This is a genomic window from Methylotuvimicrobium sp. KM2, from assembly GCF_038051925.1.
Classification (GTDB): Bacteria; Pseudomonadota; Gammaproteobacteria; order Methylococcales; family Methylomonadaceae; genus Methylotuvimicrobium.
The window spans coordinates 3,126,626-3,151,752 of the sequence record NZ_CP150634.1; the positions used below are offsets into that span (position 1 = coordinate 3,126,626).

Annotated in this window: 22 protein-coding genes and 1 pseudogene; 7 read left to right on the forward strand and 16 right to left on the reverse strand. The window is 46.1% G+C overall.

All coding sequences use genetic code 11. The features are described from left to right. Positions 1 to 32 precede the first annotated feature (32 nt). Entirely contained in the window at positions 33 to 1,679 is a 1,647-nt protein-coding gene (locus WJM45_RS13065; protein WP_341325540.1) for an SPOR domain-containing protein, read from the reverse strand. Positions 1,680 to 1,813: 134 nt separating this feature from the next. Continuing rightward, positions 1,814 to 2,263 carry an LEA type 2 family protein gene (locus WJM45_RS13070; protein WP_341325541.1) on the reverse strand — a complete coding sequence of 150 codons (450 nt, stop codon included), beginning with the start codon at positions 2,261 to 2,263 and terminating at the stop codon, positions 1,814 to 1,816. An 803-nt stretch (positions 2,264 to 3,066) separates the two neighbouring features. Here WJM45_RS13070 and WJM45_RS13075 point away from each other — a divergent pair. The 3 genes from WJM45_RS13075 to mtnC are packed head-to-tail and all read left to right on the forward strand — an operon-like array spanning position 3,067 to position 4,939. Then, a complete protein-coding gene (locus tag WJM45_RS13075; protein WP_341325542.1) occupies positions 3,067 to 3,687 on the forward strand; it encodes a methylthioribulose 1-phosphate dehydratase in 621 nt (206 codons plus the stop codon). Next, complete coding sequence (locus WJM45_RS13080) at positions 3,684 to 4,244, forward strand: cupin (protein WP_341325543.1); 561 nt, start codon at positions 3,684 to 3,686, stop codon at positions 4,242 to 4,244. Before WJM45_RS13075 ends, WJM45_RS13080 begins: the two co-directional genes overlap by 4 nt. A gap of 20 nt (positions 4,245 to 4,264) precedes the next feature. Next, positions 4,265 to 4,939: an acireductone synthase gene (mtnC, locus tag WJM45_RS13085; protein WP_341325544.1), complete on the forward strand. Its 675-nt coding sequence runs from the start codon at positions 4,265 to 4,267 to the stop codon at positions 4,937 to 4,939. A gap of 423 nt (positions 4,940 to 5,362) precedes the next feature. Here mtnC and WJM45_RS13090 read toward each other — a convergent pair whose 3' ends face one another. Beyond that, positions 5,363 to 5,980, reverse strand: coding sequence for a FlgO family outer membrane protein (locus tag WJM45_RS13090; protein WP_341325545.1), 618 nt, complete (start codon positions 5,978 to 5,980; stop codon positions 5,363 to 5,365). A gap of 861 nt (positions 5,981 to 6,841) precedes the next feature. On the opposite strand from WJM45_RS13090, the gene WJM45_RS13095 reads away from it, so the two are divergent. Both WJM45_RS13095 and WJM45_RS13100 read left to right on the forward strand, forming a co-directional pair. After that, entirely contained in the window at positions 6,842 to 8,497 is a 1,656-nt protein-coding gene (locus WJM45_RS13095; RefSeq protein WP_341325546.1) for a L,D-transpeptidase family protein, read from the forward strand. Positions 8,498 to 8,523: 26 nt separating this feature from the next. Then, the gene (locus tag WJM45_RS13100) at positions 8,524 to 9,498 is read left to right on the forward strand and encodes a D-Ala-D-Ala carboxypeptidase family metallohydrolase (protein ID WP_341325547.1); all 975 of its coding nucleotides are present in this window, start codon (positions 8,524 to 8,526) and stop codon (positions 9,496 to 9,498) included. Positions 9,499 to 9,680: 182 nt separating this feature from the next. Here the strand turns inward: WJM45_RS13100 and WJM45_RS13105 are convergent, their stop codons facing one another. The 6 genes from WJM45_RS13105 to trkA form a co-directional block, all read right to left on the reverse strand. Beyond that, complete coding sequence (locus tag WJM45_RS13105) at positions 9,681 to 10,025, reverse strand: hypothetical protein (RefSeq protein ID WP_341325548.1); 345 nt, start codon at positions 10,023 to 10,025, stop codon at positions 9,681 to 9,683. Then, a complete protein-coding gene (locus WJM45_RS13110) occupies positions 9,985 to 10,617 on the reverse strand; it encodes a MarC family protein (RefSeq protein WP_341325549.1) in 633 nt (210 codons plus the stop codon). Before WJM45_RS13110 ends, WJM45_RS13105 begins: the two co-directional genes overlap by 41 nt. Before the next feature lie 21 nt (positions 10,618 to 10,638). Beyond that, entirely contained in the window at positions 10,639 to 11,052 is a 414-nt protein-coding gene (locus WJM45_RS13115) for a hypothetical protein (protein ID WP_341325550.1), read from the reverse strand. 379 nt (positions 11,053 to 11,431) lie between these two features. Next, positions 11,432 to 11,746 (reverse strand): hypothetical protein, encoded by a 315-nt coding sequence (locus WJM45_RS13120; protein ID WP_341325551.1) that lies wholly within the window; start codon positions 11,744 to 11,746, stop codon positions 11,432 to 11,434. Positions 11,747 to 11,770: 24 nt separating this feature from the next. Then, positions 11,771 to 13,225, reverse strand: a complete 1,455-nt coding sequence (locus tag WJM45_RS13125) for a TrkH family potassium uptake protein (protein ID WP_341325552.1) — start codon at positions 13,223 to 13,225, stop codon at positions 11,771 to 11,773. A gap of 11 nt (positions 13,226 to 13,236) precedes the next feature. Beyond that, entirely contained in the window at positions 13,237 to 14,604 is a 1,368-nt protein-coding gene (trkA, locus tag WJM45_RS13130) for a Trk system potassium transporter TrkA (protein WP_341325553.1), read from the reverse strand. A 202-nt stretch (positions 14,605 to 14,806) separates the two neighbouring features. On the opposite strand from trkA, the gene WJM45_RS13135 reads away from it, so the two are divergent. Together WJM45_RS13135 and WJM45_RS13140 are read left to right on the forward strand one after the other, a co-directional pair. Next, the gene (locus WJM45_RS13135) at positions 14,807 to 15,943 is read left to right on the forward strand and encodes a fused response regulator/phosphatase (protein ID WP_341325554.1); all 1,137 of its coding nucleotides are present in this window, start codon (positions 14,807 to 14,809) and stop codon (positions 15,941 to 15,943) included. Between the two features lie 73 nt (positions 15,944 to 16,016). Further along, complete coding sequence (locus WJM45_RS13140; RefSeq protein ID WP_341325555.1) at positions 16,017 to 16,553, forward strand: putative metalloprotease CJM1_0395 family protein; 537 nt, start codon at positions 16,017 to 16,019, stop codon at positions 16,551 to 16,553. A gap of 397 nt (positions 16,554 to 16,950) precedes the next feature. On the opposite strand, the gene WJM45_RS13145 is transcribed toward WJM45_RS13140, so the two are convergent. From WJM45_RS13145 to rpsA, 7 genes and pseudogenes are all read right to left on the reverse strand, one after another. After that, on the reverse strand, positions 16,951 to 18,615 hold the full coding sequence (locus tag WJM45_RS13145; RefSeq protein ID WP_341325556.1) for a DUF87 domain-containing protein: 1,665 nt from the start codon (positions 18,613 to 18,615) through the stop codon (positions 16,951 to 16,953). A gap of 302 nt (positions 18,616 to 18,917) precedes the next feature. After that, the gene (locus WJM45_RS13150) at positions 18,918 to 19,148 is read right to left on the reverse strand and encodes a FeoC-like transcriptional regulator (protein ID WP_341325557.1); all 231 of its coding nucleotides are present in this window, start codon (positions 19,146 to 19,148) and stop codon (positions 18,918 to 18,920) included. Next, complete coding sequence (gene feoB, locus WJM45_RS13155) at positions 19,129 to 21,471, reverse strand: Fe(2+) transporter permease subunit FeoB (protein WP_341325558.1); 2,343 nt, start codon at positions 21,469 to 21,471, stop codon at positions 19,129 to 19,131. Before feoB ends, WJM45_RS13150 begins: the two co-directional genes overlap by 20 nt. Further along, a complete protein-coding gene (locus tag WJM45_RS13160; protein ID WP_014148944.1) occupies positions 21,471 to 21,704 on the reverse strand; it encodes a FeoA family protein in 234 nt (77 codons plus the stop codon). Before WJM45_RS13160 ends, feoB begins: the two co-directional genes overlap by 1 nt. 979 nt (positions 21,705 to 22,683) lie before the next feature. After that, complete coding sequence (locus tag WJM45_RS13165; protein WP_014148945.1) at positions 22,684 to 22,929, reverse strand: LapA family protein; 246 nt, start codon at positions 22,927 to 22,929, stop codon at positions 22,684 to 22,686. A gap of 88 nt (positions 22,930 to 23,017) precedes the next feature. Further along, positions 23,018 to 23,323 carry an integration host factor subunit beta gene (locus tag WJM45_RS13170; RefSeq protein ID WP_014148946.1) on the reverse strand — a complete coding sequence of 102 codons (306 nt, stop codon included), beginning with the start codon at positions 23,321 to 23,323 and terminating at the stop codon, positions 23,018 to 23,020. Positions 23,324 to 23,389: 66 nt separating this feature from the next. Then, a pseudogene (gene rpsA, locus WJM45_RS13175) lies at positions 23,390 to 25,057 on the reverse strand (30S ribosomal protein S1); the annotation flags it as partial. Positions 25,058 to 25,127: the final 70 nt, after the last annotated feature.

Consider the following 25,127-nt stretch of genomic DNA (forward strand, 5'->3'; position numbering starts at 1 on the left):
CTTAGACGGTTTTTCAATCAAAAGGGAGTAAGCTAATCTCTAGCTATCCAAACCGAATCGAGATTATGCGTTTTTTTCACCCTCGCCGCATAAGCGGATGCCTCATCCCGGCTCTTAAATCCGGAAACCGATAACCTATACCAAGTTTGACCTTTGACTTGCACCGGAATAACCTTGGCAGGTACCCCCTGCTTTGAAAATTCAGCGGCTTTTCTATTGGCGTACCAGTCTTGCTTAAACGAAATCAAATTCACCGACCAACCGGCCGATGGCGCCTTGGATTTTGGCGGGCTTCGTTTTATCGGGGCTGACGATTTGCTTGCCGCTTTTTTAACTGGCGGAGCGGTCGCCTTAGCAAGCTTCGTTTCCAATTCTTTAATTCTAGCTTCCAATGCCGCTACTTGACCGGTCTCGTTAGTAACATCGGATACCGGCGGTGAGCCCTCCTCTTGCTCGATTTTCTTTTCAGTATCGGTCGGTGTTGCCTCGGTTTTGCTTGCAGATTGAGCTAATTGCGCTTCCGAAGAAACCGTTCCATTTGCTTCCGTTTCGGTAAGCTTCGGGGTTAACGGAATGATTTCAGTTTTATCGCCTTCAATAGATGCATCTTGCGAAGCCATTGGCGCAGGGCTTGTTTGAGCGACTTCCGGCATATTGTTTTTGATCAATAAAGCATTCAATTCGGTTTGATTTTCTTCCAACGTACCGATTAATTCAGTCAAAGATTCGATTTCATTATCGCTTTGCAAAACCAAGTATGCGAATACGCCGGCAGTTAATAAAGCCACAACAGCAGTGGCCATGGCCACATAAGTAATCGTCGGTATTTTAGCGCCTTTGTCGAGTTGTTTTTTTAATTGGTTTTGCATCTTAGACAAACGATCGATTTCATCGGCCTGCCCTTGGCTCGTCGAAGCGCTCATTGCGCCCAATTGCTGCTTTAAAATTTCCTGTTCGCTAAATAATTGACTGATTTGTGTCGTAATAACATCATCGACGACTGTTTTATGGGGTTCTTCCGCCGTCATCACTTCAGGGAACGCCGAAGCATCGTCATAGACCGCAAAGTCCGGCTCCGCCGGATCCGGTTCTTGCTCTAGCTCTTCAGGGTCTTCCATTACCCGAGGATTTTCCTCCTCTTCCTCGAGTGCAATATTTTCGTCCTGGGTCTTTGCAAATTCGTCGACGTCATCTTCCGGGGCAGAAATATCGAATTCCGCTAACGTAAAGTCATCGCTATCGAAATCCGTTTCCGTCTTTTCTTCCGGCGGTGAAGAAACAGGGATCGGTTCCGGCTCGGTTTCTGCAAACTCGTCGAAACCGATATCTGAAAACTCATCGATTTCGGCCATTGCCGAATCTTCAGAAGAATTGGACGGCTCCAGGTCTTGAGCGAAATCGGCTTTTCCCCCGGACAGGTCATTATCGGCATCTAAATCATCGGTTAGTTGATCTCCGACTGTTGAATCTTCGGCAAATAACTCGCCGAACTCGTCTTCGTCGTCGGACAAATCTTGCTCATCAAATGCGCTATCCATCAATAATTTGTCGATAGCGTCATCATCATTCATTAATTCATCGCTATCGATTGACGAAGCCGCATCATCGAGCATTGAATCTAAGTCATCAGCAAAGTTTTTAGGCGATACTGACTTTTTTTTATCTTCTGAGTCGGCCATGGTTGAGCAGTCTCTTTATTGAAATAGTTGAATAACGTTTATTATAGTGTTTTCCGTAACTTTTGCGATTTTGCCGCTTACGATATTCATGCTATTCGACTACAATCCATTCATCGCTGATGCCGCATGCCCCATCAAAACTCCAAATCAACCTCCCCTTCATAATCGAATGGCAATGTTATAAGGCTGCGCATTAAACCTAGATGTCCGGTCAATTGGTAGCGAATGGGAGCGCCATTACGCCGAGTCAATTGACGTAAAAGCGTCTTTAATTTGACGCTCACGGGCAATTCGACAACATATTCGCCATATTCGGGAATCGTAATTTCCTGATCGCTCATGCCTTCAGCAAAATCGACACCATTAAGTTTCAGCGCATAGACCATGTCTCTTATCGCCAATTCGGAATCGTTCCTATTTTGCAAGCGCAAACGGATATTAAAACGTTGTTCGAATAAGCCGAACTTTGAAGGCTCAATAGCCAACAATTTAACTTTTGGCGCTTTGAAATCGGCATACATCCATGTACACGCATTAAGCTGCGAGACAAAAATAAGCACCGCTAAAAACTGAATCCATTTCACCGTTTGAAAACCTACTGTGAAAAAAGGAGTGATCCTACCTCATCTATCACTAATGCAATAGCATTTAGATATACCTTTCGCACTTCAAATTTCGACAGCCCCTGAGGAGGCGCCGGGGTGTCCGATCCATACGCATCAAGCTAAGGATTTCGTGAAAAAAAAACGTCCTGGAACTATGAGCTTTGTTGAGGGAGTCTAAACAGCGTAGCCCGGATGGAGCGTAGCGCAATCCGGGAAGCTCGGAGCCACGCTATTCCCGTATTCCGCTTCGCTGCATACGGGCTACGTGCTTTAATAGCAACTTTGGAAAGAGCAGACGTGGGGTGGTGTGGCCGTTTTTAGCTTGCTGCGTATGGGTGTCCGATCCCTCACCTAACGCTACTAGGTGAGGGACCAGCATGTAGCTGGCATAGAGCCTACATGGACGTATTCACCCAGCACCTAAACTCCATAGCTCGTTGGCTATGGTTAACTTCCTTTGATCCTAGAAAAAGCATTTCACCATGAAGATCATGAAGAATAGGAAGTTAATTCAATAGCTTATTACGCGTTTGTATAGAACTTTCGCTCACCAAAAAGGTTAGCGAGAAGGATTTGCTAAGTTCTTGGAATCCTTCATGAACTTCATGTGCTTCATGGTTAAACTGCCGAATTCAGGTTGATAATTTAGGTGCTGGGTTCACGGCATCTTTAGCGGACACCCAGGCGCCGAATTTTGATCTACGACGGGTATAGAATCGTTTGAGCATCCGGATTCGATTATCGGTAAAATAAACTCTGACTCAGATCCATACACTATTAGCATGACACTCAACGACGAATTTTCTGAAAAAGCCGTACAATTAATCGAAGCCGGACGCTTTATCGACAGCAAAGGCTGGGTACCGGCAACTAGCGGCAATTTTTCCGCACGCTTGTCCAATGGCAATGTAGCTATTACTGTTTCAGGCAAACACAAAGGTCGACTTAGCACAGAAGATATTATGCTGATTGCTCCTGACGGCACGTCCCTTGACGGTAAAAAACCGTCGGCCGAAACACTATTGCATACAGCGCTATATCAAAGATTCCCGGAGGTGAAAGCCGTTTTACACCCACATTCGTTAAATGCCACGCTCATATCCAAGCTGTTTAAAACCGAGCTGGTACTCGATGATTATGAACTTTTGAAAGCGTTACCCGATATCGATACACATGAAACGCGAATCAGCATTCCCATTTTCGCGAATGACCAAAATATGCATAGACTTTCAGCAAGGATCGATGCTGATATGGATCGACGCGAATCAACTTATGCTTATATTATCTCGGGACACGGCTATTACACATGGGGCCGGAGTGTCGAAGATGCGCTAAGGCATGTTGAAGCGTTGGAGTTTTTATTTGACTGTGAAATACGACTGTACGGAGCCTTAAACCGATGAGCGCCTTAACTGTATACCCCGATAATGCCCCGAATAACGGCAATACTTATCTTGATTTCAGCGATATACAAACCCAGCTGACACCACTGAATGTCCGTTTCGAACGTTGGAGCGCGGGATTCGAGCTTCCGGACGATGCCGACCAGGACGCTATATTACAAGCCTACCGGCAACCGATTGACCGCTTAAAAGAAGAATACGGCTTTCAATCCGTCGATGTTATCGGTATAAGCCCGAATCACCCCGAAAAAGAGGCATTACGACAAAAGTTTTTATCCGAACACATCCATGACGATTTCGAAGTTCGTTTCTTCATCGAGGGCAGAGGGCTATTTTCATTACATGTCGACGACAAGGTGTATTGCATTTTATGCGAGCAAGGCGATTTAATCAGTGTTCCGGCAGGCGCCAAACATTGGTTCGACATGGGCGAAAATCCGAATTTCCGATGTATTCGCCTGTTCACGACACCGGACGGCTGGGTCGCGAATTTCACCGGCAGCAACATTTCCGAGCAATTCCCAAATTTCGACGACTATATTCAACAATTAGAATAATATTCTTTCTATCGACACTTATGATCACAACCATCGTCACCGATATTGAAGGTACAACTTCATCTTTATCCTTCGTCAAGGAGGTATTATTTCCTTATGCTAGAGCCCATATTGCCGAATTCATTCGCAACCATGATCACGAACCGAAAGTTAGCGAATTATTGCAGGATGCCGCCAAACTAACCGACGACCCGACGAATACCGAAGCATTGATCGAACAAATGATCCAATGGATCGATCAAGATCAAAAGGTGACGCCGTTAAAATCTTTACAAGGATTGATTTGGGAACACGGTTATCGTCAAGGCGATTTCAAGGGACATATCTATGCCGATGCGGCTCAAGCCATGCAGGAATGGCATGATCAGGGCATCAAACTTTATGTGTATTCATCGGGCTCGGTCTATGCGCAAAAACTGCTATTCAAGCATACCGAATTCGGTGACTTAACCTCGCTATTTTCCGGCTATTTCGACACGCACATCGGCGGTAAAAAAGAGACCGCCTCTTACTCGGCAATCGCCGAACAAATCGCAACCGAACCTGAAAATATTTTATTTTTGTCGGATATTACCGAGGAGCTGGATGCCGCATCAAAAGCAGGATTCAAAACATGCCGATTAGTCAGGGAAGGAAAAGCCGATGACCCAAGCGATCACGGCACCGTATCTAATTTTTTTGATATCAAATTGTAGCCGGTCAGCGTCATATCGGCATTGATTGCCGATATCCTGGCTTGTACGGAGCTGAAGCTACGCATTATCCTAAATTCAGCAGTTTAACCATGAAGTTCATGAAGGATTTCAAGAAATTACCTAAGCATTCTCGTTAACCTTTTTGGTGAGCGAAAATTCTCTACAAGCGTGTAATAACTTATTGAATTAACTTCATGATCTTCATGGTGAAATGCTTTTTATAGAATTATCATTCATCGCACTGGATTCCGCCAAAAGTTCGTATGGACGGATTTGCATTTACCCGGAGGGCTCCGGGCAGGATAGCCCGGAGTGAATCCCTGGCGAAATAACGCGCGTCGGCGCCTCTGGGGTTTGACGGCAACACGAACGCCAAGGATGGCGTAAATGCAGATAAGGTGCCATCATACTTGCCACCAAGGCTCATTCAAACAAATCGAAATCGTCCATCGATTCATCAACCATCGGCATAGGCTCTTCTTCCTCCTTTGGCTCCTCTTCTACCGGCTTAGCTTTCAGTAAGTTTTTAGCATCGGGCCCCATCGCGATTGAATAATCGGTAGTCGCTACAAAATATCCGCTATCGATATCGACAACTCTTAGCGATACATAAGCATTTTTCTTACCCGGCGCAAAAGTGCCTACTAACAAAGCTTGCGCACCAACTTCGGCCAATCCGGCTTTAGTTTCATCGGACAACTGCAAAATACCGGTGTCATTTTTGACGAAAATTTCGGTCGGTAACTCCATACCCATGACACGATAACCTGAACGATGAAATGCCGATGCAATTTGATCGGAAACGATTCTACCGAACGAAAACGATTGACTCATATCATCTACATTGACTAACGAGTTAACGACAACCAAGCTTCCTCTAGGCAACGGATGTCTAAGATGTGTCAACAACTCATCTACCGCATCGTAGCTGACTTCCACTAAGTCATCATCGTCGACATCCTGGGCATAATAAACCCGATTACACCCGCTCAGTGCGGTTACAGCCGAAATCAGCAAAACAATTGCCTGCTTTTTGAACATTAGGAATCTCCTTTTTAAATTTGCAAATCATAAAAACTGAAAACCGTATCGCGTCAATGCTTAGGAATACGCACAAAATATACCTTTCGCACTCCAAATTTCGGCAGCGCCTTAGGAGGCGCCGGGGTGGGGTGCACGGTCCCTCAACTAACGCTAGGTGAGGGACTGTCAAAGCCTTCACAGAAGACCTCGGCTCCCTCGATAAGTCGGAGCCAAAATTAAATCTGAAAAAGGTATGCTTTTTAGGGTACATAGCAGCCCTGTAATAAATCTATAGTAACTATTCAGTCCCCGGCAATTATCGTTCCCACGCTCTGCGTGGGAATGCCTGAGTACCGCTCCAGCGGTACGAGACGCTAGAGCGTCTCAGTCTCCGTTCCCACGCTGGAGCGTGGGAACGATAGGGGATGTGAATAATTACATAAGTATCGATAGAGTTGAGGCACAATATACCCGTCGTAGATCAAAATTCGGCGCCTGGGTGTCCGCTAAAGGACGCCGTGAACCCAGCACCTAAATTCCATAGATCTTTGGCAATGATTCAAAATCATGGCTTATTTAGGTGCTGGGTGAATACGTCCATGTAGGCTCTATGCCAGCTCCATGCAGGCAAAGCCTTTATGAACGCCATGGATGGCGTGAATGTCGATTTTGCAGGAGCGAAAATCGACCGGACACCCAGGCGCCTTCTCTGGCACTGCCGAAACTTGAAGTGCGAAAGGTATACATTCAATTAAACTTTCAAGCAATTATAGACCAGGTAGAACTGTTTCAAAAAATACTACTCTTTTATAATTGCCGAAACCGTGACAGGGTTATCCTAAAGACCTTATTAAGCCAACGCCATCCGATCCTAAGCCAATGAAACAACCTTTACATAAATTTTTAATTGCACTAACGATAATCGCTTTATTCTTGCCGAAAATATCGACTGCCGAGCATCTAAGCGTTGAAGAATCGATACGCGAACGAATTGAATCCGCGGCTGAGATTCTTGATCTTTCAATCGATAACCAACCTTTAAACTCGCAAAAGGGCCTTATTACCTTTTACTCGGACAGGCAATTTTCTAAAGCTTGGCTTGCCAACGGTCAACCGACCCCGCAAGCTTATCAACTGATTCATATACTCAATAGCGCTGATCAGCATGGTCTCAATAAAAGCAATTACCATGTCACGGCAATTAATGAACGCCTGGAAAGATTAAAAGCACCGCTGGATGAATCCGAAGTCTTGATTCTCTCGGTCGATTTAGACTTATTATTAAGCGATGCCTTTCTAACTTACGGAACCCATTTGATACAAGGACAAGTCAACCCGCAAAAGCTCCAATCGAAATGGGATACCGGTCGACGCGCAACCGATATGGTCAAAATTCTGACCGATGCGATCAACACCAATTCGATTGAGCAAAGCCTCAATGAGTTAATGCCGAAACAACCGGGCTACCGCTCTTTGGTACGAGCATTGGCCGATCATCATGCGATCAAGGATCGGGGCGGTTGGCCTTCGGTTACGAAAGGCCCCAGTCTTCGCCCTGATGAGAAAAATCCTCGCATCATCGAACTTAGAAAAAGGCTGGCCGCCTCGGGCGATTTAGTTAACGATGTCGCTCTTGACAACCAAGAATTTGACCGGTCACTCCAGCAAGCAGTTAAATACTTTCAAAAACGGCACGGCTTGGAAACCGACAGCATTGTCGGAAAAGCCACGCTTGCGGCACTCAACGTCAGCGTGGATCAGCGCATCGCACAAATTCGCGCCAATCTCGAACGATGGCGCTGGCTTCCTGACGATCTTGGCGCACGCCATATCATGGTCAATATTGCAGGATTCGAACTTGATTTTGTCGGTAACGGCGAAGTCTTGCTGCACATGCCGGTCATTGTCGGTAAAACATACAGAGAAACCCCGGTATTTACCGGTTCAATGACTTATTTGGTCATCAACCCTTCCTGGTATGTACCGAACAGTATCGCCGTCAAAGACAAATTACCGATTCTGGTCAGGGACCCCTATTACATCGAACGAAATCACATGAAACTTTACCGTGGCTGGGGGGCCAATAGAACAGAAATAAACCCATTATCGGTTAATTGGCGGCAAGTAGACCCGAATAACTTTCCCTTTCGCTTGGTTCAAAAACCGGGACCCAAAAATGCCATGGGCAAAGTTAAATTTATGTTTCCCAATCCGCATAACGTCTATTTACACGATACGTCGGAACCAAGTTTATTTAATCGGGTCGATCGTACATTCAGTTCCGGCTGTATTCGTGTCGGCAAACCTTTCGCGCTGGCAAACTTAGTGCTTGAAAACAATTCCCGCATGACGCCGGACGCCATTCGAGAGGCTTTCGACCAAAGCGATCAAAAAACCGTCACGCTGCTTAACCCGATTCCCGTGCATATCTTGTATTGGACTGCTTGGGTTGATTTGGAAGGTGTCGTTCAATTTCGCAGAGACATATACAACCGTGACGACGAACTCATCCAAAAATTACAAAAATCCTTTTAGCTCCCAACCACCTCCCAAAAGCATTGATGAAATTAAGCGCATTATTGATAATCGTATTATTGACTTACTCCAACCTATCACAGGCAGGACATCATCGCAGCGAACGAAACAGTTTTTCAGTCACGATTCATTCTTTTTCGAAACATAGCAATAAGGACGAAACCATTCCCTTTAATACTCTTGGCATCTCTTTATTACCTAATGAGCGATTTATTCTTCAAGTCAAAACAAACAAACCCTCTGTCCCTGTAAAGTTTCAAGCCGAACAAGGCAAAACACGGCAACTTGCCCAGCAACAATGGCAATGGCAAGCACCCAATAAGCCTGGTTTGACCGTTTTACGTTTGATTCATCCCATTAGCAAGGAAACCACAGAGCTGAACGTTTTTGTCATGGTACCGGCTAGCAACGTGAAAAATGGCATGTTGAACGGGTATCAAATCGGAAGCTATCCCCGCCTACCGTTTAAAAACATGACAACCTACGAAACGCCGAAAGGTTTTATCGAAGTCACCGAAGCCAATCAAGATACTAAGGTATCGCCGCATTTTACGATCGGCGAATTCCTTTCCCATCAAAAAGGCGGCTTTCCGAAATATCTGGTGCTGCGCGAACGATTGCTGCTCAAGCTCGAACACATTATTGAAACGCTGTACAGCAAGCATTTTCCGGTCGATTCGCTGCATATCATGAGCGGTTATCGAACGCCCTGGTATAACAAATCGCTCGGACAAGGCCCCTATAGCCAACACATCTATGGCGGTGCCGCGGATATTTACATCGACGTAAATCCCAAGGACGGCTATATGGACGACCTCAACAAAGACGGTAAACGCGATTACCAAGACGCCAAGGTTTTGATCGATATCATCGAGGAAATGGAAGGTCAATCTCTATACAACAAATTCGTCGGCGGCCTAGCGCGTTACCGAAAGACGCCACACCACGGCCCATTCGTGCATATCGACGAGCGCGGCTATAAAGCGCGTTGGAATGATTAAACCGATTTGCCGGAAAGTCTGGTCCACAAGGATTTTGTTAAAAATGTAGGAAGCGGTGAGCGGTGAGCGGTGAGCGGTGAGCGGTGAGCGGTGAGCGGTGAGCGGTGAGCGGTGAGCGGTGAGCGGTGAGCGGTGAGCGGTGAGCGGTGAAATGATGCGGAATTCAACCTATTTGTCAAGCGCTAATTTCCTCTTTCCTCTTTCCTCTTTCCTCTTTCCTCTTTCCTCTTTCCTCTTTCCTCTTTCCTCTTTCCTCTTTCCTCTTTCCTCTTTCCTCTTTCCTCTTTCCTCTTTCCTCTTTCCTCTTTCCTCTTTCCTCTTTCCTCTTTCCTCTTTCCTCTTTCCTCTTTCCTCTTTCCTCTTTCCTCTTTCCTCTTTCCTCTTTCCTCTTTCCTCTTTCCTCTTTCCTCTTTCCTCTTTCCTCTTTCCTCTTTCCTCTTTCCTCTTTCCTCTTTCCTCTTTCCTCTTTCCTCTTTCCTCTTTCCTCTACCCCACCAAACCGCTCTGCTCGATACCGTCGAAAACAAACTGAACCGCCAATGCCGAGAGTAGAATCCCCGAAATGCGGGTAATGACTTGGATGCCGGTAACACCCAAGAATCGATGAATTTGACTGGCCATTAACAAGATCGACAGCGTCAGCAACATGATAATGAACAATGACGACAAAACGACCAATTGACGGGAGAAATCGCCGGCAGAATCGGCCATTAGCAAAATAATCACACCCATAGCGCCGGGACCGGCAATCAAGGGAGTCGCCAAAGGAAAAATCGAAATATCATGCCTCAAACGGGCTTCATCGGTTTCCGCCGACGTTGTCGTAAGCGCTCCCGAAGAACGCGCGAAAACCATATCGAGAGCAATCAAAAATAATAAAATGCCGCCCGAAGTTCTCAAGGCAGCCAAAGAAATGCCCAAACTATTCAATAAAAAGTCGCCGGCAAACGCAAAGACCAATAAGATCATGGTCGCGCTAATGACTCCGCGAACCGCATAAACCTGTCGCTCCTTAAGCGTCGCCGAAGCAGTCATCGCGGTAAAAACAGCGGCCACATCCAATGGTCCGACCGTCGTAAATAAAGCGGCTAAAGCAACCGTTGCGGTGTCGATCATCATATTATCCGGGGAAAATTTAATTTAGTCGGTATGACTGACTCTAACCCCGAAATAATCCAACTCGGCTATCAGGTTGAATTTCGGCGGCTTCTCAATATCAAGCAACTCGAAAATCTCTTTCAAGCGTCTTTGTCTTAGCTTTTCAAGATCGCCGTATCGAATCGCAAACAACTTATCTTGCTTACCGGACGGATAGCGTTTTTTGATTTCGTCTATTCTGCGATTTACCGTCAGCACCGCATTTTTCAATAAAACCGAAACTTCCTGAGCCGATTCAATCGTTGCATTTTTATCGATTAAACCTCTCGATTTCTCGAAACAATCCGTTTTAAGGCCCTGCTTAGCCAATGACGCTAAGCGCTTACTCTTAACTTGCGGCACTAATAGATTTGCTTCGGTTAAAATAATCTTTGTAGAATTTTTAAGTATTGTCATCGGCTTACATTATGGGTTCCCACGGTCCTCCGTGGGAACCAGAAAAACTAAAACTATGTCCCTTTTCCTCGTTCCCATCGCTCTAGCGTGGGAATGCATACCGACCTTGCCTCGGGCAGCCCAAGTATGGATTCCCACGGAGGACCGTGGGAACCAGAAAAACATTTCCTCGCTCCCATCGCTCTAGCGTGGGAATGCATACCAATCTTGCCTCGGGGTAGCCCAAGTATGGATTCCCACGGAGGACCGTGGGAACCAGAAAACTAAAACTATGTCCCTTTTCCTCGTTCCCATCGCTCTAGCGTGGGAATGCATACCGATTTTGCCTCGCGCAGCCCAAGTATGGATTACCCGCCTCTTCCGGAACGACGAGGGGCTATTAATATAAAAATGGAGGTATTATTCGAGCATTATGAATTTTCGATTCGGCATTTCTTATGCCCTCTACAAATTCCTGTAAGGATTTTTTTGCATTTTGCAAATAATACTCATCTAATTTCGGATCATTCTCTATCAATTTAGTCAAATACTGTTTGGTATTGTGCCGCTTAATTTCCAGGCTCGGCGCGCATTGCTCATAAGCCATTTTTGTACTGAGATTGCCCTGTATCGATTGATGACGTAATTGATCGCAGCGCTTACAAACCTCGTCGAATTCTTTTTGAATGCATTCTATTTCGATCCGACTATTCATAAAATTTACCCATCATTGCCATAATCAGTAACGCCAATATTTCGGTGAAAGCAATACCAAAATCGTAAATATTTCCAAGCGCCCCAAAAGCATGGCAAAACAAGCCAACCATTTGACCGGGTCGCTTACCGTTCTAAAACTTGTCGCAACATCGCCTAGGCCCGGGCCGACGTTATTGATACAGGCCGCGACCGCGGAAAAAGCCGTCACTTGATCGAGCCCCCCGGCCATCATCAATAACATGATAATTCCGAAGGATACGACATATAAACCGAAAAAGCCCCAAACCGCCTCGATAATGCGTTCTTGCTGCACTTCCTTGCCTACTTTAACAGGAATACAGGCATTCGGATGAATCAAGCGTTGGATTTCTCGGTCACCTTGTTTATAAAGCAACATAACGCGTATGACTTTCAAGCCTCCAGCCGTCGAACCCGCACAGCCGCCGACAAAGCCGATAAACACCAGCATCACCGGCACCGGCCCTGACCAGTTATAAAAATCGGTCGTTGAGAATCCGGATGTGGTCATAAACGAGACGATTTGAAACATGCCGTGCCGCATCGCATCGAACAACGAAAAATCAGAGATGCCTTTATAATTCAATACACCTCCGACCACTAACCCCGATAAAATCATCAGCAACAAATAGGTACGCGCCTCGCTATCCAATAGATAAACTTTCAATGAAGCACTTTGCAATGCTGCAAAATGTAAAGCGAAATTCATACCGGATACGGCCATAAAAAAAATCGCTACGATTTCTATCGCCGGATTTTTGAAAAAGCCGATGCTGTCGTCATGCGTCGAATAACCGCCGTTGGCCGCTGTCGAAAATGAATGCCCGATCGCATCGAACCAATCCATTCCGGCAATGCGATAAGCGATCGCACAGACTATCGTGATCCCTAAATAGATCACCCAAAGCGCTTTGGCTGTCTCGGCGATACGTGGCGTCAACTTACTATCTTTAACCGGCCCCGGCACTTCGGCCCGAAACAACTGCATGCCGCCGATACCCAACACCGGCAAAACCGCCAATGCCAGCACGATAACCCCCATGCCGCCGAACCATTGCAACAATTGCCGATAAAACAAAATCGACTTCGGCATATCGTCCAAATCTTCGAGAATGGTCGCGCCGGTCGTCGTGAAACCCGAAACCGATTCGAACACGGCATCGGTAATCGACAAACTAGGCGTATCGCCTAAAATAAACGGCACGGCGCCCATCGTTCCCAAAATCATCCAAAACAACGCGACGATCAAAAAACCGTCACGATGATAGAGCTGACGCTTTTCATTACGGAACGGAAACCAAAGCACGGCACCCGCACTAAGCAAAATCAAGAAACTTTGCCAAAACAATGATTCGGTTTGATCTTGGTAAATATAAGAAACCAACAACGGTAAGAACAGTGTGGTGCTGAACATCATCAACATCAATCCGATGCTTCTTAAAACGACTTTAGCTTGCATATGACAGTCCGTTAAATGCGCTGAAAATAACTTTCAATGTTTTTAACGAGTTTCTTATCCAGCGCAAACATCACGATATGATCGTTTTCCTCGAAAATCGTATCGTGATGAATGGGAATGACTTCTTTATTTCGAATCAATGCGCCCAGCACGACACCTTCGGGAAGCTTCACTTCATCGACTCTAAGCCCCACGACCGATAATAAGCGACCGTCCTCGTTCTTATGCGCGATTGCTTCTATAGCCTCGGCGCTCCCGCCGCACAGAGAGCTGACTCTCGCGACATCGCCTTTGCGGACATGCTTGAGAATATGACCCAAAGTTTCCTGATTGGGCTGAACCACGACATCGATTTCGCTACCCGTCAACAGTTTGATATACGAACCATGATTGAGCAAACAAATCGTTTTCTTGACTCCCAACTTTTTCGCCAAGGCGGCGGCAATAATATTGACGCCGTCGTTATTAGTGACTGCGCAAAACAAATCGGTCTTGGCAACGAGTTCATCGACAAGTAACGTTTCCTCGGTACAGTCGCCCTGTAATACAACAGTATTTTCGAGTTCGTTGGCAATTTTTTTAACCCGTACCGGGTCATGCTCAATGACCTTGACTTGATGATTATGCTCGAGCGCCATCGCCAAGCGCTTGCCGATATGGCCGCCTCCGGCGATCATGATCGTTTTGACCGGCTCTTCCAAAGTATGAAGTTCGGTCAATACTTTGCGGATTTTATGCCTCGGCGATACGAAAAAAACTTCGTCCCCTTCGAGTATATCGGCCTCGCCATTGACATCCAACGATTCGCCCTGTCTGAATATCGCCACGACGCGGATTTTTCCGTTGGCAAGCTTTTGTTTGAGCGCTTTTATTTTTTTGCCGGTTAAAAAGCCCTCGGGAACGGCCTTGATCGAAAACAGCCTTACCAGTCCGTCCGCAAACGAAGAAATATGTAAAACGCCCGGAAACTTGATTAAATTATGAATCGCTTCCATGACAATTTGCTCGGGACTGATCACGATATCGATCGCGATTCCATAAGGATTGAATAATTCGGGATGCTTAAGAAAATCGATTGCCCTTACCCGAGCGATCGTTTTAGGCTTACTGTATAGGGTATTGATGATCTGGCAAGCCAGCATATTGGTTTCGTCACGGTCGGTCACCGCGATGACGATATCGGTATCGCGAACGCCGGCCATCTCTAATATACTGGGATGAGCCGCATTACCGGCTACCGTGGCAATATCGTAGCGTTCCTTCAACGCCGCTAATAATTCGGGTTTTCTATCGATTACAACAATATCGTTTTCTTCGCTTGCCAAAGCACTGGCAACGGACGAGCCGGTCATGCCGGCTCCTAAAATGAGTATTTTCATTAAATCATAAAGTCGTCATAGTTGAGCTAGTTCATGCCAAGCTCGAATTAAACCGCAACATCAAGGTAAACTTGCTCATTTTATAGCAATTACCGACCTGCTTCGAGCCTTAGATTCCTCATTTTCTTGCTGGTTTTACAAGGCGCAACTATTATTGGGGATTGCGTCACAATAGTTCAACTTACACGAATCACATCAAGCCATGAAAATATTGGTCGTAGACGACATAGAGCAAAATAGACTGATGCTGTTTAAGCTATTATCGAGAAAAGCGCATCAAATCCTATTTGCCGAAAACGGACTCGAAGCCATCGAACAATTCAATCACGAACATCCGGACTTGGTATTGATGGATATCATGATGCCGGTCATGGATGGTTTTGAAGCGACCGCCAAAATCAGAGCCTTGAATATCGAAAAATGGGTTCCGATTCTTATTTTGAGCGCTGTCGACGGCGAGGAAAATATCGTCAAAGGCCTTGAGGCCGGCGCCGACGATTATTTGCCCAAACCCATCAATCCATCGATTCTTTATGCGAAGCTAACAAGTATCGAACGATCGATCGAGATGCAAAAAAGCATCATTGAGGGAAATCGCCAACTCCAAGCTTACCAAGACCAAAATGAAGTCGAACAACATTTCGCGCAGACGATTTTCGATCGTTTGATTCATCAAAACGACTTAAAAGACCCTCAGTTGAATTATTGGCTGCTGCCGGCCAGACGTTTTAGCGGCGATTTAGTTTGCGTTAAACGTATCAGCCCCGACCGGCTTTATTTTATGTTGGCCGACTCGACCGGACACGGCCTTGCGGCCGCGCTGCCGACCATCATCGTCAATCAAGTTTTTCAAGGAATGACCCAAAAAAGATTATTGGTTTCTTGCATTGCTAGAGAAATCAACAACCGCTTAAAAAAAGAATTACCAGCGGGTCACTTCGTAGCGTTAGCCCTAGGCATGGTCGATAACCGTAACCAATGGATTGAAATATGGAACGGCGGTTTACCGGACCAGTGGGCTCTGGATCTTCAAGGCATTCCGATCCGTGCTTTCAAATCGCAACATACATTCGCCGGCGTCCTGGACAATGACGAATTTGACGATGGCACCGAAATCTGGCAATGGCGGCAAGCATGCGAATTATTTTTCTATTCCGACGGACTCGTCGACATTGAAGACCCTCTCTCCGAATGTTCCGGCCATGATTGGTTGTTGAAAACCTTAAAACAATCCACATCGGGACAACGAATACAAGCCATTCAAGCCGAATTATCCAACTACATGCAAAAAAATGAAATTCACGATGATATTTCTTGTCTATCCATTCAATGCCGTTAACCGATAAGCGGAATTTTCAACCCCTATCGAACCGTGCAGGCAAACGAATGAAACATTGGCAAAAGGTGAGCTTATGCTGCCGGACTTAACCAGCATTCAACCCGCTTTTGTAGGATTTAATTTTCGAAATACGGTAGCTGCCGAACAAAATCCTAGCGCTGCCGAAAACGATACTCAAACCCAAGGACGAGACACAAACCTTGCAGCTGATGCGCAATTTTCTATCGAGGAACAACGTCAAATCGAAGCATTAAAGGCTCGGGATGCCGAAGTCAGGGCTCATGAGCAAGCGCATGTGAATGCAGCCGCAGGCATTGCCGTCAGCGGCGCAAGCTTTTCCTATCAAACCGGCCCCGACGGAAACCGCTACGCTATTGGCGGCGAAATCCAAATCGACACATCCCCTGTCCCCGGCGATCCGGAGGCAACGCTGAGAAAAGCCGAATCTATTCGCAGAGCAGCGCTTGCTCCGGCGCAACCGTCCTCTCAAGATTTCAGTGTGGCAGCCAACGCCGCCAGAATGGCAAGCGATGCCAGAATTGAACTTCTCAAACAAACGCAGGAAAACGCCGACCCTAAGTTTGGCGTTTCTATCGATGTTGCCGTTTAAACCTAAAAAGAGCAATTGGCAAGTGTTTTAGACCGTTCGTGCTGAGCCATGTCGAAGCATGAAGGGTCTACATTACTTACAGAGGCTCTCAACGGCTCTTTTTACTGTGAAAGTTCGTAAATCCGGACTCTTTATCTAATTTTCCGATATACAAAACTCTGTTCTAGCAATGCCGGTTCGGGAGAGGGTGCGGTTGCTCGATCGACAGGCGTCGGCGGCAAGGACAGCCGCCGTCGAGCCTACACGGACGTATTCACGGCGTCCTGTCGGGCGAGTGACCGCATCCTCCACCACCAAAGAACTTTCATTTGCCGGGGTGATGACCAGGTCTTCATGAAGGTTAGGTTAAGCGCCGTGACAAGCTGACATTCACCTAGAGAGAAAAGAAATTTTCTTATTATTTTCTGGTTTGAGTGCGCCATAACTGCACAATTTGATCCACATCCAAATCGTCAGGGCCTTCACGCCAACCGGTATAATAGTCCACATCATTACTTTTCGGCTCCGGATTGGGACGATAGATCTGCACGCGCGTCGGCAACGGCGCTGCCTCACCGAGCACTAACGCTTCACCTCTTCCGAGAGAAGTTAAAATATCGGTCAAGTCGCCTTCGGCTTCCGGAACCAATCCGCGTATATAAGCTTGATCGTCCGGGTTGGTAGTTCTCAAACAGAAAAACGAACTGCATTGAGCCAACATTGTTTCCGATAATTCGGTCGGTCTTTGGCTAATGACTCCGATCGAAACGCCGTATTTTCGCCCTTCCTTCGCGATACGCTCCATCATCCTTTTGGTACCTTCGAATTGACCGCCTTTTTCACGCGGAATATACGCATGAGCTTCCTCGCAAATCAGCGTAATCGGAAATTCCCGGCGTTTCGGATTCCAATAATTGAATTCATAGGCCAACCGGCCCACTTGTGCGGAAACCGCCGGCCTAACATCAGTCGGCACCGAACTCAGGTCGACAACGGTAATATTGGCCTTGTTATCGCCCAATCCGATGAATTGCCGCAGTAAATCGGCCATGCCGGCAGAAGTATTACGTTTTTTCGGCTTTAACAAAAAATCATAACGCACATCGTTGAATCGACTCTGCATTCTGACTAAAAATTCGTCGAATTGACCGAATAAGGCGCCTTTGCTTTTACCGAAATCCTTACGCTCTTCATTGGCATTCTTGAACTGCATATACAATTCGGCCAGCGAAAAATAGATCGGCGTATCGATCGAAACCACACCTAAACCGATTTCCTTTGCTTCCTTCCGCTTGAGTTGTTGCAAGATTTCACGCATGAAGGCCATCTGCATCGAAGCGCCGCTATCGTTGCGATCGATAAACAGATCGACCAATTCCGCATAACTCATCATCCAATAAGGCATCTCCATGTCCATCGCATCGACATAGTTAACCATGTCGCTAGGAAAGGCAGATTGAATCGTGCCATTATCGTCCTTCCAACAATATTCGCCATGTAAATCCAACATGATCAAATGCGCTTTAGGCATTGCTTTGATGGTATGTTGAATCAAACTGGTGACAGTCCAGGACTTACCCGAACCGGATTGTCCGATGATCGCGAAGTGACGCCCGAACAAGGCGCGAGGGTCGAGACTAAGATGATATTCCTTATGCGATGCTAACTGGCCGATAAAAAATTCGTAATCTCTGAAGGTAGAAAAAATAGCGTTAATTTCGCTTAAGCCGACCGCGTAAACTTTCGCACCGGGTGTCGGATAATGTCTAACGCCTCGAACGAAGCTGCCGTTTTCCTGGATTTCCCCGACCGGAATCAACGAAATAAAACGATCCGCCTTGCGTATCCCGACCGAATCGAAACGATCGCGCTCCCACATTTTAAAAACCAGGGCCAGTACGCCGATTATGCCTTGCCTGATAACGACATACGAACCAATATGACCGGCCAGGATTTCTTCGTTTCCGATTCGAATAATCGGCAAATCCGAAGAATGCTGTTCAGCTATTCTGGCCTCCATGCCATCTCCGCGCACTTCGGAAAGATAGCCGATTAGAATACTATTTTGGGGTTGCTCGGACATTATGTGCTTCCTATCAATTCAAAGATATTAAGCATTTTAGCCGAAATTTAAGTTTTAAACTTCGTTTGGATGTTTTTTGGCGGTCATTTCAAATTTGGAGAGAAAACACGCCGTCAAACGATTTGAATTGTTGCCTATGCGCTTTGTTTCTCGAAGCTAGAGCTTCGCGTACCGATTTCCCAAGCTGGGGCTTGGGAAACAGCGGGACCTTTCACCTTTCACCTTTCACCTTTCACCTTTCACCTTTCACCTTTCACCTTTCACCTTTCACCTTTCACCTTTCACCTTTCACCTTTCATCTTTCATCTTTCATTATCAACCCATTCATAAAACTCGGTCAAAGCCGGGTCGCATTTACAGCAACTGGTTCCACACGACCCATTCGGCGATGACGATTTAATTTTTCCTTTACTGATCCATTTACCCAACATGCCTCTTATCGCGTCGGCATCCATATCGAAATGATTGACCAGATCAACCATCGCCACTTTATGCCTTTGCTTGATATAGTTTCTAAGATCGGACAGTATCACAGGTTTTCTCCTGTTGAACGGGATTGCTGGAGTTTCGCCCGGATAAGCGCAACACTAACAACACCAATAAAAAGAAAAGACTTAGACCAATCAACCATGTCAACGAATAACTCGGATGATCGCCAAAGGTCGATAATTGATAGAAAAATGTTGCGGTCATATAGGCAATCCCGGTCGTCCAAAAGACGACAAACAATGTCCAGCCCAGATTAGTTTCTCGATAGATCGCCGCCGTCGCCGCAACGCAAGGCGCATACAATAAAATGAATAATAAGTAGGCGAAAGCCCCGGCTTGACCGTCGAAACTGGCGCGCATCGCGCCGAACGTTCCGGCATCGATATCCTGTTCTTCGGCTGCGGCTTCTAAGTCGCTGATATCTCCTATATCGAGTCCCAGCGGATCTAACGCATTACTAGCGACGTCGATCAAATTATCAGGAATGGTCATGAATGCCGCGCCGATCGCCGACACAAGATCAAATGCCTCATCTTCGGAATCAGCATTGTCAGCAGCCATTTGGCTGTACAAAGCATTCAAAGTACCGACTACCGCCTCTTTAGCCAATACGCCGGTAAAAATGCCGACCGTGGCAGGCCAATTGTCTTTCTCTATACCCATGGGTTTGAATACCGGTGTCAAGCCACGGCCTATTTCGCTTAGTACCGATTGATCGCTGTTTTCGCGGCCAAAACTACCGTCCGTACCCAGCGCATTGAGAAAATTCAAAACCAATACCATCGGCACGATCACCTTACCGGCATTGAAAATGAAGGTTTTGAGTCGATCCCAAGTTCTGAGTAAAACGCTCCGCAGGCGCGGAATATGATAAGCCGGCAGCTCCATGATAAATGGTGTGGCCTCGCCCTTGAATAAGGTATGACGCATAATCAGGCCGGTAAAAACCGCCACCGCAATACCGATCAAATACAATCCGAACACCAGATTTTGTCCGCCGACCGGGAAAAAAGCCGCCGCGAACAAAGCATAAACCGGCAATCGGGCGCCGCAAGACATGAATGGGTTCATCATATTGGTTAGAATCCGATCACGTTGATTTTCCAGCGTTCTGGTCGCCATGATTGCGGGTACGTTACAACCGAAACCGACGATCATCGGCACGAAAGATTTTCCCGGCAAACCGATCATCCGCATAAAACGGTCCATCACGAAGGCGGCACGCGCCATGTAGCCGGAATCCTCCAAAGCGGACAACACCAAAAATAGAAATCCGACAATAGGAATAAACGTCGCGACGACTTGCACCCCTCCGCCCGCGCCTTGAGCGATTAAAACCACTAACCACTCCGGCCAATTCATTTGATTTAATACAAACGCTAAACCATCGACTAAAAATGCTCCGGTCACTTGTTCAAAAAAATCTATGAAAGCGCTGCCGATATTAATCGTGAACATGAACATCAAATACATCACCAGCAAAAAAATCGGTATGCCTAAAAAGCGATTCAATACCAAGGCATCAATTCGCTCGGTAGTATGCCGATTTAATTGTTGAGTATGGATCACAAAACGCTGAGTCAATAAATTGACGAATCCATAGCGAGCATCGGCGGCTAAAATATCGATCTCATCATCAGCTTCGGTTTCTATTTCTCGCTGCAGAGCCGCAACAGTTCCTTTGAGTTCATGACCGGCAATTTGTTTGGCTAAAGTGTCGTCTTCGAGCAAACGTACAGTCAACCAACGCAGGTTGCAACGGTGCTGTTCGGCCAGCGGTTGCAATAATGGCGATAATTTGCCGATAGCTTGCTCTAAAGCCGGCGCATAAGGAATATCGAGACTCGGAACTGGCTTATCCTGCGCGGCGCGATTAATAACTTCCTTTAAATGACTTATTCCTTCTCCGGTCGATGCACTGATTGGCACAACCGGGCAACCCAATAGATTGGAAAGCTCATCAACATCGATTGCCACGCCTTTTAGTCGAGCGGCATCGATCATGTTCAGAGCGATCATCATCGGCACCCGCATTTCCAGGAGCTGAGAAGTCAGATAAAGATTACGCTCGATGTTCGACGCATCGACGATATTAATGATCAAATCCGTTTCCCTAGCCGCAACATAGTCTCTGGCCACTTTCTCATCGAGAGAAACATCGTCATCGGCCGCTTCCAAAGAGTAGGTACCCGGTAAATCGACAACACGCACGATTTTATGATCGAATCGATATTCGCCGGTTTTCTTTTCGACAGTCACACCCGGCCAGTTGCCTACATGCTGTTTAGAACCGGTCAAAATATTGAACAGGGTCGTTTTGCCGCAATTCGGATTACCGACGACGCCTATCGTAAAGTCGATTGCCATTAAATTTTCTCAATCAATAAGACGGAAGCTTCATCTTTGCGCAACGTCAATGAAAAACCACGCAGTTTTATCTCGACAGGATCCCCCATTGGCGCAAAGCGAGTAACACAAAACTGTGTCCCTGGCGTTAAACCCATTGCCAACAAACGTTTCCGGTAGGCCTTTGCAGATTTATCGAAGCCGGTAATGCGGCCGCAATCGCCAACAATGAGGTTTTTTAAACTTAAGTTCATTCGCTTAGCCTCTTAGTCTTGGAAACCCAAAACAATATAATAAGTAATAATGATTCTCATTAAGTGACTATATCATAACTAGACTTAACGTCAAAACATGGTTTTTCCGAACTTGCTTGATATTGGCGGGTCGAGGGCAGTATGCATCCCTTGCCTTGGTTATTCGTGCATAAGAAAGCTCAACATACTCCCTTTTGACCGAGAAACCGTCTAAGAATAAAAGGTACGGGATGTGTATATCGAGGACTACCGTTCACCCAGCACCTAAATTATCTCAGATAGTTAGGAAAGAGCATGAAATAACTTCGACAACTATTAGAAAGGGGGACGGCAGGGAAAACACATTAAAATAACTAATATATCAATATGTTAACCTGTTTCCTGGAACGCTTAGTCAATTTGGTTTAACTTATGGTACCCCTCCCTGGGCCCCGTTAGGCCGCGCCGAGCACTGGCGATTTTGCCGAGAATAGCCCGCTAGGGGAGCGGCAGGGATGCCGCTCGTTTTCGGAGGGCTAGGGATAGCCCTTCCGAAAACCCTCGGCAAAATCGTCAGCGCGCAGGATGCAGCGGCCTCCGGGTGTCTTTTCTTTTGGATACTTTTCTTTGGACAAGCAAAGAAAAGTATCGCGGCGGTCGGTCCGCGAACCGACTACACATAAACGTCGCGATAACGACACAAAGCCTTATTTAGGTTTCAAACAAACTAAATCTTATAGTTAACCAGAAAAAGAATATTTTAACTATTTGATTTTCTATAGTGTTTTAATGCGTTTATCCTATGGAGCTCGATTGACAGGTGTCGGCGGCAGGGCAGATTTTTGCTCCTGCAAAATCTGCATTCACCCAGCACCTAAATTACCTATTTAATCTATCATGGCCAATAATCTATGGAATTTAGGTGCTGGGTTCACGGCGTCCTTTGACGGACCACCCTGGTGCCGAATTTTGATCTGCGATGAGCGTAACCTAATTAGGGCTATTGACCTTTTTCGATTTTCTTCATTAATTTTGCATATTGGCTTTTCCATTTAAAAGAACTAATACCGGAAACCAATACGCCAATGATAATACCCGCCAGCAACTCTAACGTTAAAGCCAAAGTGAGCGGCATCGAAATAGTAAAGAAATAAAAATTAATTTGAACTGAATGAAAATTCAGAATGGAAAAGATCAACGCAACAATGAAAATACTGATGAAAATAACGATCGATAGAAATTTCATTATTGTTTAATTGTTACGTTGACTGGGGGGGATAACTGTCAGTGCTGACTTTATTAAACACTGGCATAGCTAATTAACGAAACGGCAATTAATCCGTTATTTTGCAATTTTCACGAGACATATCGACTCTGTCTCGAAGCTCTTTACCAGGCTTAAAGTGCGGTACATATTTTTTGGGCAAGGCCACCGATTCGCCGGTTTTTGGATTGCGCCCCATTCTAGCTTCGCGCTCACGCAACGAAAAACTGCCAAACCCTCTAATTTCTATTCTTTCATTGGAAGACAACGACTGACTCATCTGTTCGATGATGCATTTGACTGCCAACTCGACATCTTTTAAAGCAAGATGCGGTTGATGTTTTGCGAGTGCTTCTATTAATTCCGATTTTGTCACATTCTATCCTGCGAAAATGAATAAAATCAAAAGGGTGCGCACTAATGCGCACCCGTCTGCATGACTTTACTTTTCCATTTGCTTGAAGATATCGCCCAAGGTAGGGGTACCCGCAGGCTGCTGAGTATAGTCTTTGAGCGCTTCGGATTCTTCATCCTGATCCTTTGCCTTAATCGACAAGGAAATCGATTTGCTCTTTTTATCGACACCGATAAATTTCGCTTCGATTTGCTCACCTTCTTTCAGTAAAGTCCGAGCATCTTCAACGCGATCCCGCTGAATCTCGGAAGCACGCAAGTAACCTTCGACATTATCGGCTAATGTGATGACAGCGCCCTTCGCATCGACTTCTTTAATCGTTCCGTTAACCAGGCTGCCTTTTTCATGCAGTGCCAGGTAGTTTTGGAACGGGTCTTGCTCAAGTTGCTTAATACCCAGTGAAATACGTTCACGCTCGGCGTCGACCGCCAAAATAACGGTTTCTACCTCATCGCCTTTCTTGTAATCGCGCGCGACAGCTTCAGTATCGTCGGTCCAGGAAATATCGGACATATGAACCAAACCGTCAATGCCCCCATCCAATCCGATGAAAATACCGAAATCGGTGATCGATTTGATTTTGCCGGAGATTTTGTCGCCTTTGTTATGAGTCGCTGCAAACTCATCCCATGGATTAGTTTGGCATTGCTTCATACCCAACGAAATGCGGCGACGCTCTTCGTCGATTTCCAATACCATGACTTCGACTTCATCGCCCAATTGCACGACTTTGGAAGGATTGACGTTTTTGTTGGTCCAATCCATTTCGGAAACATGCACCAAACCTTCAACGCCTTCTTCGATTTCGATAAAGCAGCCGTAATCGGTCAGATTGTTGACTTTACCGAATACGCGAGTACCGGCCGGGTAGCGACGAGCAATATTTTGCCATGGATCTTCACCCAATTGTTTCATGCCCAACGAAACGCGGTTTTTCTCTTTGTCGAATTTGAGAACCTTGACTTTGACCTCTTGGCCTATTTCGACACACTCGGAAGGATGACGAACACGGCGCCACGCCATATCGGTAATATGCAACAAACCATCGATGCCGCCCAGATCGATAAATGCGCCGTAATCGGTCAAGTTTTTGACGATACCGGTAACCTCGGCACCTTCATGCAGGGACTTGAGTAGTTCTTCTCTTTCTTCGCTGTATTCTTTTTCAACGACTGCACGACGTGACAATACGACGTTGTTACGTTTTTGGTCGATTTTAATAACCTTGAATTCCAGGTCGCGATTTTCTAGAAAAGTTGTATCTCTAATAGGACGAACATCGACCAATGAACCGGGCAAGAATGCTCTCAGCGCACCAACGGCAACGGTAAAGCCGCCGCGAACCTTGCCGGTAATACGACCGGTAATGGTTTCTTCATTCTCAAAGGCCTGTTCCAGTTCAATCCAAGCTTTGTTTTTCTTGGCTTTATCGCGGGAAAGAAGAGTGGCGCCTAGGCCGTCTTCAAATAAATCGAGAGCGACTTCGATTTCATCGCCGACTTCGACTTCCAAATCGCCATCGGCATTCAAAAACTGCCATTTCGGGATCACACCTTCTGATTTGGCTTGGGTGCTGACGATTACGAATTCATTTTCGATATCGACTACGGTACCCATTAACATTGCACCAGGACGCATTTCCGTCTTGGCTAAACTTTCTTCAAATAATTCAGCAAAGCTTTCGCTCATTGTTCTTCTTTCCCAAGCTTGTTGTACATAGGCACAAGCTTCATGTAAGTTATCAAGGTTAAAAAAAAAAGCCGCT